Consider the following 17,699-nt stretch of genomic DNA (forward strand, 5'->3'; position numbering starts at 1 on the left):
CTCATGCCTCGTCGTTCGTGTCGGAGCCGGTCGGGCTGAAGGAGGTCGTGTCCACGGGCGTCGCGGACGTGTCGGCCACGGCCATGAGCTGCTCGCGGTCGGTGGTGCGGGGGTCGAGCTCGGCGACGATCTCGCCCCGGGCCATCACGAGGATCCGGTCGCACGCGTAGAGCACCTCCCCCACCTCGGAGGTGGCGAAGAGGACGGCGCGACCCGTGCGCGCCTGGGCGGCGACGAGGGCGAAGATGTCCGCCTTCGCGCCGACGTCGATGCCGCGCGTCGGCTCGTCGAGCACGAGCACGCGGGGGGAGGTCAGCAGCGCCTTGCCGATGACGACCTTCTGCTGGTTGCCGCCCGAGAGCGATCCGATGGGGGCGTCGAAGCTGGCGGTCTTCACGCGCACTTTCGCGCCAGTTTCGGTGACGGCGGCGGTCTCGGCGCGGCGCGAGACGAAGCCGCGCCGCAGGAACTGGTTGACGGCCGAGACGGCCATGTTCGCGCCGACGCTGAGCGTCTGGACCAGACCGTCGCGCTGCCGGTCCTCGGGCACGAGGATCAGGCCCTGCTCGATGCGGCTCGCGACGTCGCGGCGGGCGAGGTCGACGCCGTCGAGCTCGACCGTGCCGCTGAGGATGCGGTTGCGGCCGGCGAGCGCCTCGAGCAGCTCGGTCCGTCCGGCGCCCATGAGGCCGTAGACGCCGATGACCTCGCCCGCGTGCAGGTCGAAGCTCACACCCCGCACGGCCAGGCGCCCGGGGCTGTCGGGGTCGGCGACGACGACGTCGCGCACCGACAGCAGCACCTCACCGGGGTCGTGGGCCATCGGGGCGTAGAGGTCGCCCTCCTCGCGCCCGACCATCTGCGTGACGATCCAGCCGAGGTCGACGTCGGCCATGGGGGCCTCGGCCACGATGCGACCGTCCCGGAGCACGACCGCGTTGTCGGCCAGCTCGAGGCACTCGTCGAGGTGGTGGGAGATGTAGACGATCGAGACGCCGCGGCTGGTGAGGTCCCGGATCACGCGGAAGAGGACCTCGACCTCGGCGTGGGACAGCGCCGAGGTGGGCTCGTCCATGATCAGGACGCGGGCGTCCTCGCTGAGCGCGCGGGCGATCTCGACGAGCTGCTGCTGCCCCAGGCGCAGGTCGCCCGCGAGCGTCGTCGGGTCCAGCGGCTCCTCGAGGCGCTCGAGGAACGCGGCCGCGGCGGTGCGCTGCGCGGCGAAGTCGACGAACCCGCCGCGCACCTCCTCGCGGGCCAGGAAGATGTTGTCGGAGATCGACAGGTTCGGGCAGAGGTTGAGCTCCTGGTGGATGATCGCGACGCCGTGCGCCACCGCCTGCGTCGGCGAGCGGAAGTCGACGGGGACGCCGTCGAGCGTGATGACGCCCGTGGACGGCTGCTCGACCCCGGCCAGGATCTTCATGAGCGTGGACTTGCCCGCACCGTTCTCCCCGATGAGGGCCGTCACCTCGCCCCGGCGGATCTCGAAGTCGACACCGCGCAGCGCGTGCGTGCCGCCGTAGGCCTTCGTGACCGCCTCGGCGCGCATCACGACCTCGCCGCGATGCGCGACGCCGTCGGCCACGGGGGCAGCGTCCGTCGTCACGAGCCGACCTCGATGCTGACCGGCACGATGGTCACGTGCGTGACCTCGCCGCCGGTCTTGGACACCCACGTGGTCCCGCCGACCACGGAGATCTCGCTGCCGATCATCGTGGTCAGGTCGAGGTCGCCGTAGACGTCGGCCGCGGCCAGCTTGTTCAGCTCGATCGCGACGTTCTGGTACTCGGTCTGGTTGACGAAGTCGCCGAAGGTGAGCTCGGCGCCCGCGTCGCGCAGCGCCGTGGACGAGCCGAGCGGCGGGATCGCGACGCCGACGTCGATGCCCTCGGGCATCCCCTCCACCTGGAGGCCGACCTCGCCGAACAGGCCCTCGACGACCGTCCCGGTCGCGCTGACGGGGTAGCTGTACGGCTTGCCCTCGCCCTCGCGGCGGCCGAGCTCCTCCCCCGTCGCGTCGGGGTCGGCCAGGATCTGCGTGACCAGCTCGGCGACGGGCACCGCGCGGTCCGTGAGCGACGGGACGATCACGTCCTCATAGTTGAGGTCCGCGAACTCCACGGCCGTGTCGGCGGCGACGACGGCGTCGCCCGCCCCGACGAACGTCGTGCTGGCGGCCATCCCGCCGAGCAGCAGCGCGCCGAGGACCGGCGCCACCACGGCGCTCCTGCGCCACAGCGGTCGTGCGGCTGGTGTGGTGCTCACAGCGTCCTCCTTGATTCCTGCGTCGCCTCGACGTTCGAGGTGGATGCGGTCGTGCGTGGGGTGGTCGTGCGCGAGGTGGTCGTGCGTGTGGTGGCCGCGAGTCCGCGCGAGCGGGCGACGGCGGAGCGCCACGCCTCGCGGCGCGCGGTGCGTGCTGACGCGTCGAGAGCGGGCTCGACGACGCGGTGCGCGGCCGCTCCTGCCCGTCCGGCGCCCGTGGCCCAGTCGTGGCCGAGGCTCCGCGCGCCGAGCATCGCCGCACCGAGCGCCGAGGCCTCCGGCTCCCCCGAGACGCGGACGGGGCGACCCAGCAGGTCGGCCTGCGTCTGCATCAGGAGCACCGAGGCGGTGGCCCCGCCGTCCGCGTGCAGCACGTCGAGGTGGGCGGCGCCGTCGGCCTCCATCGCCTCGACGACGTCGCACACCTGGTGCGCGACGGCCTCGAACGCCGCGCGTGCCAGGTCGGCCCGCGTCGTGCCGCCCGTGATGCCGGCGAGCAGGCCGGTCGCACCGCGGTCGAAGTACGGGGCGCCGAGGCCGGAGAACGCCGGGACGAACGCGAGCCCCGGCTCGGCCTGCGCCGCGAGGGCCCCGAGCGCGAGGAGGTCGCCGTCGGTGAGGATCTGGGCCATCCACGTCAGGGCCGCACCGGAGGCGACGACGTTGCCCTCGCGGGCGAAGGCCGGGGCGTCCGTGAGCCAGGCGAGCGTCGCGGCGACGCCCGACGGCGCGACCTCGGCGCTCGCCGCGCCCACCATGACCGAGGAACCGGTGCCGTAGGTGGCCTTGCCCTCGCCCGGTCGGCCGCCCGCGTGGTGGTAGAGCGCGGCGTGGGAGTCGGCCAGCACCGACAGCACCGGGACGCCGGCGGGGATCCGGCCGCCGGCCAGCGTGCGGCCGAGCAGCGCGTCGGAGCGGCGCACCGGCGCGAGGACGGCGAGCGGGACGCCGAACGCCTCGCACAGCTCCTCGTCCCACGTCTGCGTGGCGAGGTCGAGCAGCAGCGTGCGCGAGGCGTTGCCGGCCTCCGTGGCGTGCTCGCCGGTCAGCTGCGCGAGGAGGTAGGTGTCGATCGTGCCGACGCGGATCGAGCCGGCACGCATCTCGCCGGGGCTGCCGACGGCGTCGAGCAGCCAGCGCATCTTGGGCGCGGAGAACATGGGGTCGAGGTCGAGACCGGTGCGCGAGCGGATCTGCGCCGCGAGTGCCGGCTCCCGTTCGGCGAGCTCCGCGCAGGCACCGGCGGTGCGGGCGTCCTGCCAGCCGAGCACCGGGCCACGCGACACCCCGTCGGTGTCCCAGACCGCGACCGACTCGCGCTGGTTGGAGATGGCGACGGCGGCGAGCGCCGGCTCGTCGGCGGCGCGGAGCACGTCGTCGACGGCCGCCTCGGTGGCCGCCCAGATGTCGGCCGCGTCCTGCTCGACCCAGCCGGGAGCGGGGAAGGCGATGCCGACCCGACGGGCGGCGGAGGCGATCACACGGCCGGTGGACGCCTCGACGAGCAGGGCCTTGGTGTTCGTGGTCCCCTGGTCCAGAGCGAGGATCAGCGCGCCGTCGACCCCGCGGCCGGATGCGGACGCGGCGGCGCCGGACCCGGGGGTCCACGTCGTGCCCACCGTCGCTCGTGCCTGCTGCGCCATCGATCGTCCCTGACTTCTGCATATTCATTCTACGTTGAATGCGTTGCGCCCAACCTAGGTTCGGTGTTGGATGTTGTCAACAGATCGAGGGAGATCGCATGGATGACCGGGGCCGGGACGACCTCGTGGTGGTCGTGGGGTCGATCAACGTCGACCTGCTGCTGACGGTGGAGCGCCACCCGCGGCCGGGCGAGACGCTGCTGGGGGGTGCCGGCACGCAGAGCGCGGGCGGCAAGGGGGCGAACCAGGCCGTCGCGGCCGCCCTGCGCGGTGCGCCCACCGCGATGGTCGGCGCCGTGGGGGACGACGCCGGGGCGGACGTCGCGCTCGCGCAGCTCCGGCGCGCCGGCGTCGACCTCGCGGGGGTGGCGACCGTGCCCGGGCCGACCGGGCTCGCCGTGGTGACGCTCGACGAGGCCGGCGAGAACACGATCGTCGTCGTATCCGGAGCCAACGAGAAGGTGGGCGGCGAGGTGCTCGACGGCGCTGCCGCCGTCCTGCTCCGCGCCCGCGTGTGCGTGCTGCAGGGCGAGATCCCGCCGGACTCGATCGTCGCCGCCGCGCGGACCGCCCACGCCGCAGGAGCGCGCGTGGTGCTCAACGCCGCTCCGGCGCTCGAGCTGCCGGCTGCGACGCTCGCCGTCGCCGATCCTCTCGTGGTGAACGAGCACGAGGCGCGCCTGGTCCTCGCGTGGGCGGGCGCCGACGTCCCCACCGTCGAGGGCGGCGTCGAGGACCGGCCGGACGGCGGTGGACCCGCCCTCGCGCGCGGGCTGCGCGCCCTCGGCGTGCCATCGGTCGTCGTGACGCTCGGGGCCGCGGGCGCCGTCGGTGTCGAGGCCGACGGCGAGTGGTCCGTCGCGGGCCTGCGCGTCCCGGTCCGAGACACCACGGGGGCCGGCGACGCGTTCGTCGGCGCCCTTGCCGCGAGCCTCGCCCGGGGCTCCTCGCTGCACGACGCCGCCCGCGACGCGACCCGCGTCGCGGCCTACTCCGTCCAGCGCCTCGGCGCCCAGGACTCCTACCCCGACCAGGAAGCAGAGCTGCCGTGAAGCGCACCGGAATCATCAACGCCCCGCTGTCCGCGGCGATCGCCCGCCTCGGACACACCGACCTCGTCGTCGTCGCCGACGCCGGGCTGCCCGTCCCGCCGCACGTCCCCGTGGTGGACCTCGCGCTCGTCTACGGCCAGCCGCGCTTCGCCGACGTGCTCGCGGCGTTCCTCGCCGACGTCGTGGCCGAGCACGCGTGGATCTCGCGCGAGTCCGACGACTGGCCCGGCGGCGACTGGGTGGACGACGCGCTGGGCTTCCCGGCCGAACGCATCGAGCACACCGCGCTCAAGGCGATGGTCGGCGAGGCGCGGCTCGTGGTGCGGACCGGGGAGGACACGGCCTACTCCAACGTGGTGCTCCGGTGCGGGGTGCCGTTCGCGGTGTGAGCTCAGGCGGACTCGCCGAGGGCGGCCGCCGCCCGGAAGATCTCCACGACGAACGCCGGCCCGTCGTACGCCTGCTCGGGCTTGACGTCCTCACCCTCCGCGGCCGCGTGGATCATGAAGGTCTCGCTGATGAGCCTGTTGCCGACCAGCCCGGTCCTGCGCGAGACGACGTTCCCCGTGACCTCGATCTTGCCGATCGCCCCCGAGAACCACGTCACCTCGCAGTTCGTGGGCCGGACCAGGTACCCGCCCTTCGTGGTCGCGAAGTCCGGCGCACCCTCCAGGCGGTAGGAGATGGTGGTCATGCGGCTCGGGCGTGTGAGCTGGACGGACATCGGTGGGCCTCCTCGGCGGTGCGGTGGGGTGCGGTGGGTTCCATCCTTCGGCGCGCCGGTCGCGAGCGGGTGGAGGCCAGGTCGTGCGGGTCGGGATGACAGCCCACTCCCCACCGGCCACGATGGACCGATGAGACGCCGCGGCCCCGCTCCCCTGGCACGCGTGGGCGAGGCGATCGAGGTCATCCGGGACGCCCGCCTCGCGCCGGACGTGGATCCCGACGCCGAGTGGCCCGATCCGCCACCCACCGACCGCTGGGAGACCGACGTCCTCGGGCGGGGTCACGAGGCGCTGACCCTGCCGCTGGCGGACGACTTCGAGGGCGAGGTCGTCACCACCCTCGTGCGGTACCGACCCGAGATCGACCCGGGCCGCGTGACGATGCCCGGCGTCGTGACGCCGCGCGTGCGCCGCGTCGTGCTGTACCTGCACGGCTGGAGCGACTACTTCTTCAACCACGAGCTCGGACCGTTCTGGCTCGACAACGAGGCGGCGTTCTACGCGATCGACCTGCGCAAGTACGGCCGGAGCCTGCGGCGGCACCAGTCCGCCGGGTACGTCGACCGCCTCGAGACGTACGCCGAGGACATCGAGGCGGCCCTCGCCGTCGTGGCGCAGGAGCACCCCGGGCTACCGGTGACGCTGATGGCGCACTCGACCGGCGGCCTCACGGTGAGCCTGTGGGCGCACCACAACCCCGGCCGCGTCACCGGCCTCGTCCTGGTCTCGCCGTGGCTCGAGACGCAGGGGTCCTCGGTGGTCCGGACGCTGTCGACCCCGCTCGTGACCGAGCTGGCCAAGAACTTCCCGCTGCGCCTCACGCCGCAGATCGACCTCGGGTTCTACAACCGGACGATCTCCGACCTGCACGACGGCGAGTGGTCGCTGGTGGCGCCGTGGCGCCCGTCCCGGAGCTTCCCGGCGCGCTACGGCTGGCTGGCCGCGGTGCTGCGCGGGCACGCGCGTGTGGCGAAGGGGCTCGACGTCGACGTCCCGGTCCTGGTGCTGCGGTCGCAGAAGTCGCTCATCTCGCCCGTCTGGGACGACGCGATGACCACCAGCGACATCGTGATCGAGGTCGACGTCATCGCCGAGCGCGCGCTGCGCATCGCCCGCAACGTCACGGTCGCGACCGTGCCCGACGCGATCCACGACGTGCTGCTGTCGAAGCGACCCGTGCGCGACGTCGCCTACGCGCACATCGGGCGGTGGGCCGCGGGCTACCTGCCCTGAGGGCCGGCCGTCGGCGGATCAGCCGCGGACGGCCCGACGGCGGTGCGGACGTGCCGGGCGCTTCTCCCGCGGCTGGGTGCGCGCCTCCTGCAGGGCCTCGCTGAGGAAGGGGCCGTCGGCCCCGAACCGCCAGGCGGTCCAACCGTCGGCCACGGGGCTCCCCGTCGCCGCCGACGCGGCGGCGGCGGGATCGCGGTAGGTCTCGCCGTCCACGAGGATCGTGCCGTCCTTCTCCAGGCGGCCGGACACGCCCTCCTCGCTCGCGAGCACCAGCGCGGCCTCGCCGACGAGGGCGACGACGGCGCGCAGGTTCTCCTGCTCGGCCGGGTCGACGGTGGCGGACCCGTCGGACGCCGAGGTCTCGGGCGCCGAGGTCGCGGGCGCCGGCTTCTCGGCGGCCGACGGGGACTTGGTCTTCGACCGGGGCTTCGCCTTCGGCGCCTTCTCGGGCTCGACCCGGTGCACGTGGACCCGGCCCGCGAGCAGCGGCAGGGCGGCCTCGACCGCGGGCGAGACGGACATGGCGATCACGAGGAGGCTCGGGGCCGCCGTCGGGGCGACCGACTGGCCCGCCCGCACGCGCCACCAGGCGTCGCGCACGGCCTCGGTCCCGCCGGGGTGGTCGGCGGCGAGCTCGGCGGGCGCGACCTCGCGGGCTGCGGCGGCGCGGGCGAGGGCGTCGACGAGGGCGTCGGCCGTGAGGTCGACGACCCCGACGACGAGGACCACGGCTCCGGTCGCATCGATCGCGAGGACGTCGACGTCGTCGGCACCGTGGGGACGCTCCGCGACCGGCGCGAGCGCGATCCCCGCCCGTTCCGCCCAGGCGCGCGCCTCGGCCAGGGCACCGGGGTCGTCACCGGCGGTGGAGGGGCGGTCTGCTGCCTCGTGCGGGAACGCAGGAATCACGGATCAACACCATCTCGGCCGAGGGGTGGGTGGGACTGGAGAGAGTCTGCCAGACGGAGCCCCGACGGCGGGGGCGCCCCCGACGCGCAACCGCACCACCGCGCCAGGCGTCGGGGCAGTCTGCACAAGCCCTTCACAGCCGCGCGGTCGACCGGGCGCCGCCCGGTCCCGGGCTACGTCCCGGCGCCGTCACCCAGCAGCAGCTGCGCCAGCGTCGTTCCCCGCGTGCCGGCCAGCTGCTCGGCCTGCGTCCGGCACGAGTAGCCGTCGGCGAGGTACACGGCGCCCTCGGGCGCGGAGCGCAGCGCCGGCAGCAGCGCGTTCTCGGCGACGGCGACGCTCACCTCGTAGTGCCCCTTCTCCATGCCGAAGTTTCCTGCGAGGCCGCAGCACCCGGCGAGCTGCGTGATGCTCGCGCCGGTGCGCGCCAGCAGCGCGGCATCGGCGTCGAACCCCATGACCGAGTGCTGGTGGCAGTGCGGCTGCGCCACGACCGTGGTGCCGACGAGCGACGGGGGCGTCCAGTCCTCGCCCGGCCCGAGCTCGGGGTCGGTGAGCAGCTCGGCGAGCGTGCGGACGGCGCCCGCGACCGCGGCCGAGCGCGGGTCGTCGGGCAGCAGCTCGACCAGGTCGCTGCGCAGCACCGCGGTGCACGAGGGTTCGATGCCGACGATCGGCACGCCCTTGGCGGCCGCCGGACCGAGGATGTCGAGCGTGCGGCGCAGCTGCTTGCGCGCACCGTCGAGCTGGCCCGTGGAGATCCAGGTCAGACCGCAGCACGCGTCGCCGCCCGGGATCCGCACGGTGTACCCGGCGTCCTGCAGCAGCGCCACCATCGCCTTCGCACCCGCCGGGTCGAGGTGCTCGGAGAAGCTGTCGGCCCACAGGAGCACCTCGCGCGTGCGGCGGGTCGTGGTGGTGGCCTCGCGGCGGCGGAACCACCGCGAGAACCGCTGCGTGCTGAACGCGGTCATGCGCCGTCGGGCGTCGATCCCGGAGACGGCGAACACCGCCCGGCGCAGCGGCGCGACACCGAGCGCCGCGTTGGCGAGCGCCGCGACCGCGGGCACCGCCGTCGTCAGCCTGGCCCAGCGCGGCAACCACCCCAGCACGTAGTGCGTCATGGGCCGCACCTTGCCCTTGTAACGGCGGTAGGTGACCTCGGCCTTGTACGTGGCCATGTCGACGCCGGCTGGGCAGTCGCGTCCGCACGCCTTGCACGAGAGGCACAGGTCGAGGGAGTCGGCGACCTCCGGGGCGTCCCAGCCCTTCACGAACGAGCCGTTGGCGAGCTCCTGCAGCACGCGCGCGCGGCCGCGGGTCGTGTTCCGCTCGTCGCCCGTGGCCTGGTAGCTCGGGCACATGAAGCCGCCGGCACCACTGTTGTCGGCGCGGCACTTCCCGACGCCGACGCACCGGTGCACCGCACGGGTGAGGTCACCGCCGTCGTGCGGCAGGGCGAAGCCCCTGGTGGTGAGCTCGATCGCCTGCGGCCGGCGCAGATTCGCCGTCACGGGCGCCGGGCGCACGACGATGCCGGGGTTGAGGTGGTCGTCGGGGTCGAGCAGGCCCTTGAACTGCTCGAACAGGCCGAGCGCCTCGGGCGTGTACATGTGGTGCAGCAGCCCGCCACGCGCGCGACCGTCGCCGTGCTCGCCCGACAGGGAGCCGCCGTAGGAGCCGACCAGGCGCGCGGCGTCGTTCATGAAGCTCTCGAAGTCGCCGACGTCCTGCGGCCGCTCCAGCGGCAGGTCGATGCGGACGTGGATGCAGCCGTCGCCGAAGTGGCCGTAGGGCAGGCCGTCGACGCCGTAGGTCGCCAGCAGCGCGTCGAAGTCGCGCAGGTAGGCGCCCAGGTTCTCGGGCGGGACGGCGGAGTCCTCCCAGCCCGGCCACGCCTGCCGGCCGGCCGGCGTGCGCCCGGCCAGCCCCACGCCGTCGGCCCGGATGCGCCACAGCGCGGCGGTCTTGGCCTTGTCGGTGGTGATCATCGAGTCGAGGCAGTCGCTCGCCTGGACCAGCGCCGCGGCGTTCGCCAGCGAGTCGGCCTCGTCGACGCCGCCGACCTCGCAGAACAGCCAGCCCGCGCCCCGGGGCAGGTCGGGCACGGATCCGACGTGCCGGCGCACGACGTCGACCAGTCGTGCGTCCATCCCCTCGATCGCGAGCGGGTTCAAGGCCCCGAGGGGGACGACGGCGTCGGCCGCCGCGGGCATGTCGGCGTAGCCGAGCACCACGAGCACGGGAGCGGTCGGCAGCGGGTGGAGCTCGACGGTCGCCCCGAGCAGGGTCACGACGCTGCCCTCGGTCCCGACCAGCGCGCGCGCCAGGTTGCTGCCCCTCTCGGGCAGCAGGTGCTCGAGGGAGTAGCCCGAGACCTGGCGCGTGAAGCGGCCGAGCTCGGTGCGCAGCAGCGCGAGGTTGCCCGAGACGAGGCGGTCCAGCCCGGGCACCGCCTCGAGCGCGCCGCGGCCGGAGGTCGCGGTGAACCGGCGGCCCGACCCGTCCACGACGTCGAGGCTGCGCACGTTGTCCGACGTGCGGCCGTAGGCCAGCGCGTGCGGTCCGCACGCGTTGTTGCCGATCATCCCGCCGAGCGTGGCGCGGTTCTTCGTGCTCGGGTCGGGTCCGAACCACAGCCCGTGCGGGGCAGCGGCCGTCTGCAGGCTGCTCATCACGACCCCGGGCTGCACGACGGCGGTGCGCTCGGTGGGGTCGATCTCGCCGATGGCGTGCAGGTGGCGGGAGAAGTCGATGACGACGCCCGGCCCGACGGCGTTGCCGGCCACCGAGGTGCCGGCGCCGCGCGCGGTGACGGGGGCGCCGTGCGCGCGGGCCACCTCGAGCGTGGCGAGCACCTCGTCGATGTGGCGGGGGAACGTGACGACCTGCGGCAGCACGCGGTAGTTCGAGGCGTCCGTGGAGTACTCGGCCCGGCGGCGGCGGCCGGCGTCGGCCTCCGTGACACGCGACAGGTCGACGAGCAGGGCGGCGGAGGCGTCGACCACCTCGGGCGCTGCCGGAGTCCCTCCCGCGGGCCCCGGACGGTTCGTGAGGGCTGTCACGGATGCGAGTCTGTCACGGGGCGGATCGGGGCTCCGCCGCCGTCCGCCCCGTGACCCACCGACGCGTCAGCCGGCCTCGGCCGCGAGCCAGCCGATCTGCGTCGGGGTGGCGGCGGGCGGGACCGTGACCTGACCGAGGTCGCCGAGGACCGCGGTCACCGGGGCGTCGGAGGCGACGCCCGACGGCGGTGCGACCGTGGCGTACGTCGGCACGATGTCCATGGTGCAGACGGCGCCGCCGGCCGCGGCCAGCGTGATCTCGAGGCCGCCGCCGGCCTGCTCGACCGTCTGCGGCACGAGCGGGCACGAGCTGGAGCCGAACGTGACGACGTAGAGCGCATCGCCCGCCTCGTTCCAGCCGACCCCGGCCGCGCTGTCCGCCGGAGCCTCCTCGACGCCCGAGGGCAGTCCACGGACGAACTCGAACGGCGAACCGGTGTCGGCGTCGCCGCTCTGCTCGCCGTCCGTCTGGGGCTCGTCGGTCGGGCGGGTCGTGCCTCCGTGGTCGGTGCTCTCGGACTGGCTCGGCGACGGCGAGGCCGTGCCCGAGGTCTCCGAGGACTCGGTGGGGCCGGGCTCAACCGAGCCGGACTCCTCGGACGAGCTGCCCTGCGGGGGCGTGCAGGCGGCGAGCGCGAGCACGCCCGCGAGGGCTGCTGCCCGGAGAACGTGAGGCGCCTGGGGCGCTCGGAATGCGATGGGGCGACGCATGGGGGCTCCTTCGAACGATGCCGCAGCCACGGTACTACCCGTGGCTGCGGGCCTACTCGGAGGCGAGGTCGAGCTGGGACTCGGCGACGGCGATGACCGACCAGGTCCCGCCGTCGGCCGCCGTGAACTCGTAGGACGGGACCAGCAGCACGCCGCCGTCGGGCTGCCACTGCTGCGCGAGCCCGAGCCGGGCCGAGACGATCTCGACGTCGTTGACGGGCCAGCTGATGAACACCCCGGGCTGCGGGGCCGCGGGGGCCTGGGTCGGCGGGACGTACTCCTCCATGACGCGCGCGTCACCGTCGATCGGCATCGGCATGCCGCTGAGGTAGCCGCCGAACCGCGGGTCGCTCAGTCGCTCCAGACCCTCCTGCTCGCTGACGACGTCGTACGTGCCGAGGTCCACGACGTCGGCCAGGCTTCCCCAGATCGAGGCGATGCCGGCCGGTGCGAGGTCGAGCATCATGACCAGGTCGGTGCCCTGCCCGTCGACGACGCGGCGCGCCTCGGCCGTGGCGGTGACCGCACCCTCGTACGTCGGGGCGGCGTACTCGTACTGCGCGGGGTCCTCACCGATCGCGGCCAGCACCTCCTTGAGCCGCTCGATCGCCGCGTCACCGCTGGGGGCGTCGGCGGGGCTCGGCTCGGCGCAGCCGTCGCACCACGGCTGGTTGGCGGTGTTGTAGTAGCTCAGCCCCAGGCTGCCGTCGAGTCCGACGTTCAGCTGCGCGTCACCGTCCGTGAGCGCCCACTGCCCGTCGACGATCTCCGGCGCGCCGGCCATCCCGAGGGCGGCGGCGACCTGCGCCATGCGCTCGGGGTTCGACGGCGTCGCCGCGTCCAGTCCGTAGGCCTGCGCGGAGCGAGCGGCGTCGCTGAGACCCGTGCCCGTGAACGAGTTCCGGCCGCCGCCCCAGCCGATCATCGACATGTCGGCGCCGCCGCGCGCGCTCATCGCGGCGTCCTGTTGACCGAGGCCGGGGGCGCTCGTGGCCATCTCGCCGGCGCCCGCGGCGTCGGACCCGGACGCGCCGGAGGCACCGCCGAGGCTGATGGGTGCGGGGGCGCTCGCGGCGTCGGCCGACTCGGCGCTGTCGGCGGTCGAGGAACCGGCGTTCCCGAACACGCCACCGGCTCCGACGGCGTACCCGCCGGCGCCGATCAGGACGGCCGCGGCGGCCGCGGCGGCCGGGGAGTACCAGCGGGGACGACGGCGTCGCGCGGCCAGGTCGATCGGGGCCGCGGGGGTGGCGTCGGTCGCGGTCGCGGTCGACCCGTCGTCGGCCCGCGCCCGCGCCCCGACGGCGGCGGGGAAGTCCTCGCCCGGCTCGACGTCGGCGGCGGGGTCCGCGGCCCGGAGGCGGGCCATCACGGTCTCCTCGAGCGCGCGCTCGCTCTCGCTGGCGCTCTCGTCGTCGGGGTCGCGGGGCGCGAAGCGCCGGAGGTCGTCGTTCATGTTCGGTGTCCCATCTCGGTGGCCGGAGCCTGCACTCGTCCTGTACCTCGTCTGTGTCCCGGGGCCGGAGATCCTTGCGGTCCCCCGACGTCGGGCAGGACCGCGCTCACAGGTGGAGGCGGTCCGTCCACGCCTCGCGCAGCCGCTTGCGGGCCCGCGACAGCGCCGCGTCCGCGCCGGAGCGGGAGATGCCGAGCACGCCCGCGAGCTCCGCGCCGTCGAGACCCTCCCACGCGTTCAGCAGCAGGATCTGCCGGTCGCGCTCCCCGACGGCGGCGAGGGCTCCGCGGACCTCGGCGTCGAAGATCGCGGAGAGCTCGGGATCGTCGCCCACGCGCGGCGCGGTCGCCCGCTCGGGCACCTCCTCCACGGGGAGGTCGGTGTGCTTGCGCCGGTGGTTGGCGAGCGTGTACCCGGCCGTCGTGTAGAGCCACGGCAGGACGGCCTCGCGCGGGACGTCGTCGCGCCGTCGCCACGCGGTCACGAGCACGTCGGCCGCCAGGTCCTCGGCGTCCTGCGCCGGGGCGCGGCGCGCGAAGTAGCGCACGAGGGCGCGGGAGTGCTCACGCACCACGTCGGTGAACCAGGCGTCCGCCTGCGGGTCGTCCACGGCGTCCTCCGTCCCGCCGCTGGCGGCGTCGTCGTCGATGGTGACACCGTCCCCGGGGAGCGGGGCGAGGCGTCGGCTCTGCTCTGTCTGTGTGCCGTCCCGCCTCGATCTTGCTGGTCGGTGCTGACCGATCCGTGGATGCTCCGGGGCGAGTTGCCCCGGTCGGGCCCCGAGTGCGTTTGACTAGCCGGTGCACCACCGCCGACCGGCGGAGCGGTGGCGGGCGACGAGGCGGCGCGGAGGTCGAGGTGCGCGGAGACGGTGTCGAGGGCGACGGCGGTCGGCCGTTCGTCCTCCTGGCGTCGCGGCAGCAGGACACCGTCGCCGACGAGGAGTACGGCGAGTTCTGCCGCTTCATGGGACTGCCCCCGGAACGGCTGCGACGGATCCGGCTCGAGCGCGAGCCGATGCCGCCCCTCGATCTCGACGAGATCGCCGGCATCGTCGTCGGCGGCAGCCCGTTCACCTCGAGCGATCCCGAGGAGTCCAAGTCGGACGTGCAGAAGCGTGTCGAGCGCGAGATCGGTGACCTGCTCGTGACGGTCTGCGAGCGCGACATCCCGTTCCTCGGCGCGTGCTACGGCGTCGGCACCCTCGGGGTGCACCTCGGTGGCGTGGTGGACACGACGTACGGCGAACCCGCCGGCGCGGTCGAGATCACCCTGACGCCCGAGGGGGTGGCCGATCCGCTGCTGGCCGGGATGCCGCCCGTGTTCGAGGCCTACGTCGGCCACAAGGAGGCGCTGCGCGAGACGCCGCCCGGCAGCGTGCTGCTCGCCTCCTCCCCCACGGCGCCGGTGCAGATGCTGCGGTTCGGGTCGAACGTCTACGCCACGCAGTTCCATCCGGAGCTCGACGCCGAGGGCATCGCCTCGCGCCTGCTCGCCTACCGGTACGAGGGCTACTTCGACCCGGCCGAGGTCGAGACGGTGCTCGAGAGCGTGCGAAGCGCGCACGTCGTGCACCCCGGGCGCGTGCTGCGCCGGTTCGCCGAGATCTACGCGTGAGCTCCCCCACCGCGCTCGTCCTGCGCCACGACGTCGGTATCGGGCTCGGCAACGTGGCCGCCACCCTCACCTCGCGGGGCTACGTCGTCACGACGCTCGACACGCCGACCGCCGACCTGGCCGAGGTCGACCCGCTGGCGTGGGACGTCGTCATCGCGCTCGGCGGGGCCGAGGGGGCCTACGAGACCGACCTCCACCCCCATCTCGCCCGTGAGATCGAGCTGCTCACCGCGCGGGCGGCCGCGCGGCGTCCGATCCTGGGGATCTGCCTCGGTGCCCAGATGCTCGCGGTGGCGCTCGGCGCCCGCGCGTGGCGCGGACCGGTGCACGAGGTGGGGTTCCTCCCGCTCGCGGTGACCGAGGCCGGTACCGCCGGCCCGGTCCGCCACGTCATCGGCGTCCCGATGATGCAGTGGCACCACGACACGTTCGACCTGCCCGACGGCGTCGACCTCCTCGCGACCTCGGCCAGCTACCCGCAGGCCTACGCGATCGGGTCCTGGCTGCTCGCGGTGCAGTTCCACCCGGAGGTCGACGAGGCGATCGTCGACGGCTGGATCGAGCGCTGGCAGCACGAGGTCACCGACGTGCCCGGGGCGAGCGCCGCCGAGCTGCTCGCGGCGAAGGACACCCACCTGGACGCGGCCCAGGCGGCATCGCGCGCGCTGGTCGGGGAGTGGTTGGACGGCCTGGCCCGCAGCGGCCCCGATCGCGGGGGCGTCGCTCCGGCGCACGCCTCGTCGGGCCGCCTACGATCGTGAGACCGCGACGGCGGCGACCGGAGGACTCGAGGATGAGCACGCACGCACGCCGCGCCCGGCGCACCCTCCGGAGATCGGCGTTCCTGGTGCTGGCGGCGGTCGTGGGGTCGGGCACCGTGTCGGCACCGGCCTCGGCCGCGTCCGCACCGAGCCTCGAGAGTCGGGCCGACACGCTCCGGGTGCTCGCCGCCGACTGGGAGATCCCCTGGGACCCCGCGCTGCACGTGTGGCGCACCCTCGCTCGCGCGGCAGCGCTGCAGACCCGCGAGCCCGGGACGGTCCGGTGGTCCAGGGCCGGGAGCGGTCTCGTGGTGCGCGCGGAGCTCTGGCCCGCCTACCGGGACCACGGCGCCGAGGCCGGCCCGCTCGGTCCGCCCACGCGCAACGAGAGCGCCACCACGGGCGGGTGGGTGCAGCCCTTCGAGGGAGGTCGCCTCTACCGGTCCAGGAGTCAGCACACCGTCGCGGCCACGACGCCCGGGGCGATCGTGGACAGGTGGGACGCCCTGGGTGGCCCGGACTCCTCCCTGGGACTCCCGGTCGTCGACAAGACCGCCGTCGGCGGCGGGTACGCGCAGGAGTTCACGGGCGGCGTGCTGGTCTGGGGCCCCCGGACCGGGGCCGTCACCGTCGACCACCCGACCTACCGGGCGTGGCAGCAGGACCCGACGGCGCTGGGCTGGCCCGTGCGCGACGTCGCGCCCGACGGATCGGGTACGACCACCGTCTTCGAGAAGGGCACGACGCAGACCCGCGACGGGGTCGTCCACTCGGGTGAGACGGTCGACGCCTCGGCGGCCGTGGTGCTGTGCGACTCGCAGTGCGGCGGCGACGGGTGGACCGAACGGGGGGCTCGGGAGGTCGGGTTCGGCACGGTCGTCGAGCGCGCGTACGGCGGGATCGGCTACGTCGCGACGGGACCGTGGGGCTTCTCCATGACGGAGGCGGTGGAGAGCGGTCGGGTGCTGCTGCCGGCGGGCGACCCGGGCGTGGTCATCGTGACCCTCGGCGGCAACGACTCCGCCGTCGGCACCGGCGACGCCGAGATCGTGGAGGGCGTCCGCCGTCTGACCGCGGCGGTGCGACTGCGCTACCCCACCAGCCCGATCGTCGTCGACGGCGTGATGAGCCGGACCGGCGCCGACCACGAGCGGCGTCGCGAGGTCGACGCCCTCATCACCGCCGAGGCCCTCCGCATGGGTCTGGCCACGGTGTCCGTGGCCGGGTGGGGCGACGGCGTCGAGTACACCGACGGGGTGCACCTGACCCCGGCGGGTCAGGCCGCGGCGGGCCGGCGCTACGGCCCCGCCCTGCGCGCCGCCCTCGGCCTCTGACCTCGCCCGAGAACGACGAAAGACCCGGAGCACGAGGTTCCGGGTCTTCCAGCCGAGCCGCCTAAGGGAATCGAACCCTTGACCTATTCATTACGAGTGAATCGCTCTGCCGACTGAGCTAAGGCGGCGACGCCACCCGAGGATCGCCCGGGCAGCGGCGTCAACTCTACCGGGCGATCGGGGGTGCTACCAACCACGGGGGGCGTGGTCGGGGGGACCGGCCGTCGGAGGGCCTCAGATCGCCGCCTCGAGCGCGGCCAGGACGCTCGCGTCCCCGCCGACCAGGTCCCACTGGCGGCCGATCGCGCGCGGCTCGTCGAGCACCGCAGCGATCGTGGCGGCGACGTCGTCGCGCGTCACGCCCTCGGGCTCGAGGTCGCTGCCGAGCAGGACCCGGTCGGTGCCGGGCGTGTCCAGGAGCGTGGCCGGACGCAGGATCGTCCAGTCCAGGCCGCTCTCGCGCACGGCCTCGTCGGAGTCGCGCTTGGCGACGACGTAGCTCGCCCACGCGGCGGACTCGTCCAGGCCGACCTTGGCGTCCACGCCGATCGCGGAGATCTGCACGTAGCGGCGCACCCCGGCCGCGGCGCAGCCCGCGAGCGACTTGATGGCGCCCTCGAGGTCGACGGAGCGCTTGCGCAGCACGTTCCCGTCGGCGCCCCCGCCGGCCGCGAACACCACGGCGTCCACGCCGTCGAACGCCGCGGCGAACGCGTCGACGTCGGCCCGCTCGATGTCGAGGAACCGCGGCCGGGCGCCGAGGTCGAGGAGGACGGCGGCCTGCTCCGCGCGCCGCACCAGGGGCACGACGGCGTCACCCCGCTCCCGCAGCAGCGGCACCAGGCGCCGGGAGATCTTTCCGTAGCCACCCACGATGGCGATCGTCTTGGTCATCCACCCATTGTGTGCCCCGGGGCGGGGTGCC

The 17,699-nt window shown here is 74.5% G+C and carries 16 protein-coding genes and 1 tRNA gene; 6 read left to right on the plus strand and 11 right to left on the minus strand.

From position 1 onward, the window contains the following. Position 1 precedes the first annotated feature (1 nt). The 3 genes from SERN_RS03525 to SERN_RS03535 are packed head-to-tail and all read right to left on the minus strand — an operon-like array spanning position 2 to position 3,911. On the minus strand, positions 2 to 1,609 hold the full coding sequence (locus SERN_RS03525) for a sugar ABC transporter ATP-binding protein (RefSeq protein ID WP_233251432.1): 1,608 nt from the start codon (positions 1,607 to 1,609) through the stop codon (positions 2 to 4). Continuing rightward, on the minus strand, positions 1,606 to 2,268 hold the full coding sequence (locus SERN_RS03530) for a DUF2291 family protein (protein ID WP_135848698.1): 663 nt from the start codon (positions 2,266 to 2,268) through the stop codon (positions 1,606 to 1,608). The genes SERN_RS03525 and SERN_RS03530 overlap by 4 nt, the downstream gene beginning before the upstream one ends. After that, entirely contained in the window at positions 2,265 to 3,911 is a 1,647-nt protein-coding gene (locus SERN_RS03535) for an FGGY family carbohydrate kinase (protein WP_135848699.1), read from the minus strand. The genes SERN_RS03530 and SERN_RS03535 overlap by 4 nt, the downstream gene beginning before the upstream one ends. Before the next feature lie 98 nt (positions 3,912 to 4,009). Here SERN_RS03535 and SERN_RS03540 point away from each other — a divergent pair, with 98 nt between their 5' ends. Together SERN_RS03540 and SERN_RS03545 are read left to right on the plus strand one after the other, a co-directional pair. Further along, a complete protein-coding gene (locus SERN_RS03540) occupies positions 4,010 to 4,963 on the plus strand; it encodes a ribokinase (RefSeq protein WP_135848700.1) in 954 nt (317 codons plus the stop codon). Next, positions 4,960 to 5,352 (plus strand): RbsD/FucU domain-containing protein, encoded by a 393-nt coding sequence (locus tag SERN_RS03545; protein WP_135848701.1) that lies wholly within the window; start codon positions 4,960 to 4,962, stop codon positions 5,350 to 5,352. The genes SERN_RS03540 and SERN_RS03545 overlap by 4 nt, the downstream gene beginning before the upstream one ends. Positions 5,353 to 5,354: 2 nt before the next feature. Here the strand turns inward: SERN_RS03545 and SERN_RS03550 are convergent, their stop codons facing one another. Beyond that, complete coding sequence (locus tag SERN_RS03550; protein ID WP_135848702.1) at positions 5,355 to 5,687, minus strand: hypothetical protein; 333 nt, start codon at positions 5,685 to 5,687, stop codon at positions 5,355 to 5,357. A 130-nt stretch (positions 5,688 to 5,817) separates the two neighbouring features. Here SERN_RS03550 and SERN_RS03555 point away from each other — a divergent pair, with 130 nt between their 5' ends. Further along, on the plus strand, positions 5,818 to 6,921 hold the full coding sequence (locus SERN_RS03555; RefSeq protein WP_135848703.1) for an alpha/beta hydrolase: 1,104 nt from the start codon (positions 5,818 to 5,820) through the stop codon (positions 6,919 to 6,921). Between the two features lie 18 nt (positions 6,922 to 6,939). Here SERN_RS03555 and SERN_RS03560 read toward each other — a convergent pair whose 3' ends face one another. The 5 genes from SERN_RS03560 to SERN_RS03580 form a co-directional block, all read right to left on the minus strand. Further along, a complete protein-coding gene (locus SERN_RS03560) occupies positions 6,940 to 7,830 on the minus strand; it encodes a hypothetical protein (protein WP_135848704.1) in 891 nt (296 codons plus the stop codon). Positions 7,831 to 8,003: 173 nt separating this feature from the next. Then, positions 8,004 to 10,895, minus strand: a complete 2,892-nt coding sequence (locus SERN_RS03565; RefSeq protein WP_408640858.1) for an FAD-binding and (Fe-S)-binding domain-containing protein — start codon at positions 10,893 to 10,895, stop codon at positions 8,004 to 8,006. A gap of 66 nt (positions 10,896 to 10,961) precedes the next feature. Continuing rightward, positions 10,962 to 11,606, minus strand: a complete 645-nt coding sequence (locus SERN_RS03570) for a hypothetical protein (RefSeq protein ID WP_135848705.1) — start codon at positions 11,604 to 11,606, stop codon at positions 10,962 to 10,964. A 52-nt stretch (positions 11,607 to 11,658) separates the two neighbouring features. Further along, entirely contained in the window at positions 11,659 to 13,062 is a 1,404-nt protein-coding gene (locus tag SERN_RS03575) for a hypothetical protein (protein WP_135848706.1), read from the minus strand. 106 nt (positions 13,063 to 13,168) lie between these two features. Next, positions 13,169 to 13,672 (minus strand): RNA polymerase sigma factor, encoded by a 504-nt coding sequence (locus tag SERN_RS03580; RefSeq protein ID WP_135848707.1) that lies wholly within the window; start codon positions 13,670 to 13,672, stop codon positions 13,169 to 13,171. A gap of 248 nt (positions 13,673 to 13,920) precedes the next feature. Here SERN_RS03580 and SERN_RS03585 point away from each other — a divergent pair, with 248 nt between their 5' ends. From SERN_RS03585 to SERN_RS03595, 3 genes are read left to right on the plus strand one after another with little or no spacing between them, the layout of a single operon-like run. Continuing rightward, complete coding sequence (locus tag SERN_RS03585) at positions 13,921 to 14,679, plus strand: glutamine amidotransferase (protein ID WP_135848708.1); 759 nt, start codon at positions 13,921 to 13,923, stop codon at positions 14,677 to 14,679. After that, positions 14,676 to 15,440, plus strand: a complete 765-nt coding sequence (locus SERN_RS03590) for a glutamine amidotransferase-related protein (protein WP_135848709.1) — start codon at positions 14,676 to 14,678, stop codon at positions 15,438 to 15,440. Before SERN_RS03585 ends, SERN_RS03590 begins: the two co-directional genes overlap by 4 nt. Before the next feature lie 32 nt (positions 15,441 to 15,472). Further along, positions 15,473 to 16,774, plus strand: coding sequence for a GDSL-type esterase/lipase family protein (locus SERN_RS03595; protein WP_135848710.1), 1,302 nt, complete (start codon positions 15,473 to 15,475; stop codon positions 16,772 to 16,774). 55 nt (positions 16,775 to 16,829) lie between these two features. Here the strand turns inward: SERN_RS03595 and SERN_RS03600 are convergent. Both SERN_RS03600 and SERN_RS03605 read right to left on the minus strand, forming a co-directional pair. Further along, a tRNA-Thr gene (locus tag SERN_RS03600) sits at positions 16,830 to 16,902 on the minus strand. 106 nt (positions 16,903 to 17,008) lie between these two features. Next, positions 17,009 to 17,668, minus strand: a complete 660-nt coding sequence (locus SERN_RS03605) for an SDR family oxidoreductase (RefSeq protein ID WP_135848711.1) — start codon at positions 17,666 to 17,668, stop codon at positions 17,009 to 17,011. Positions 17,669 to 17,699 lie beyond the last annotated feature (31 nt).

It is taken from the genome of Serinibacter arcticus, from assembly GCF_004786095.1.
GTDB lineage: Bacteria > Actinomycetota > Actinomycetes > Actinomycetales > Beutenbergiaceae > Litorihabitans > Litorihabitans arcticus.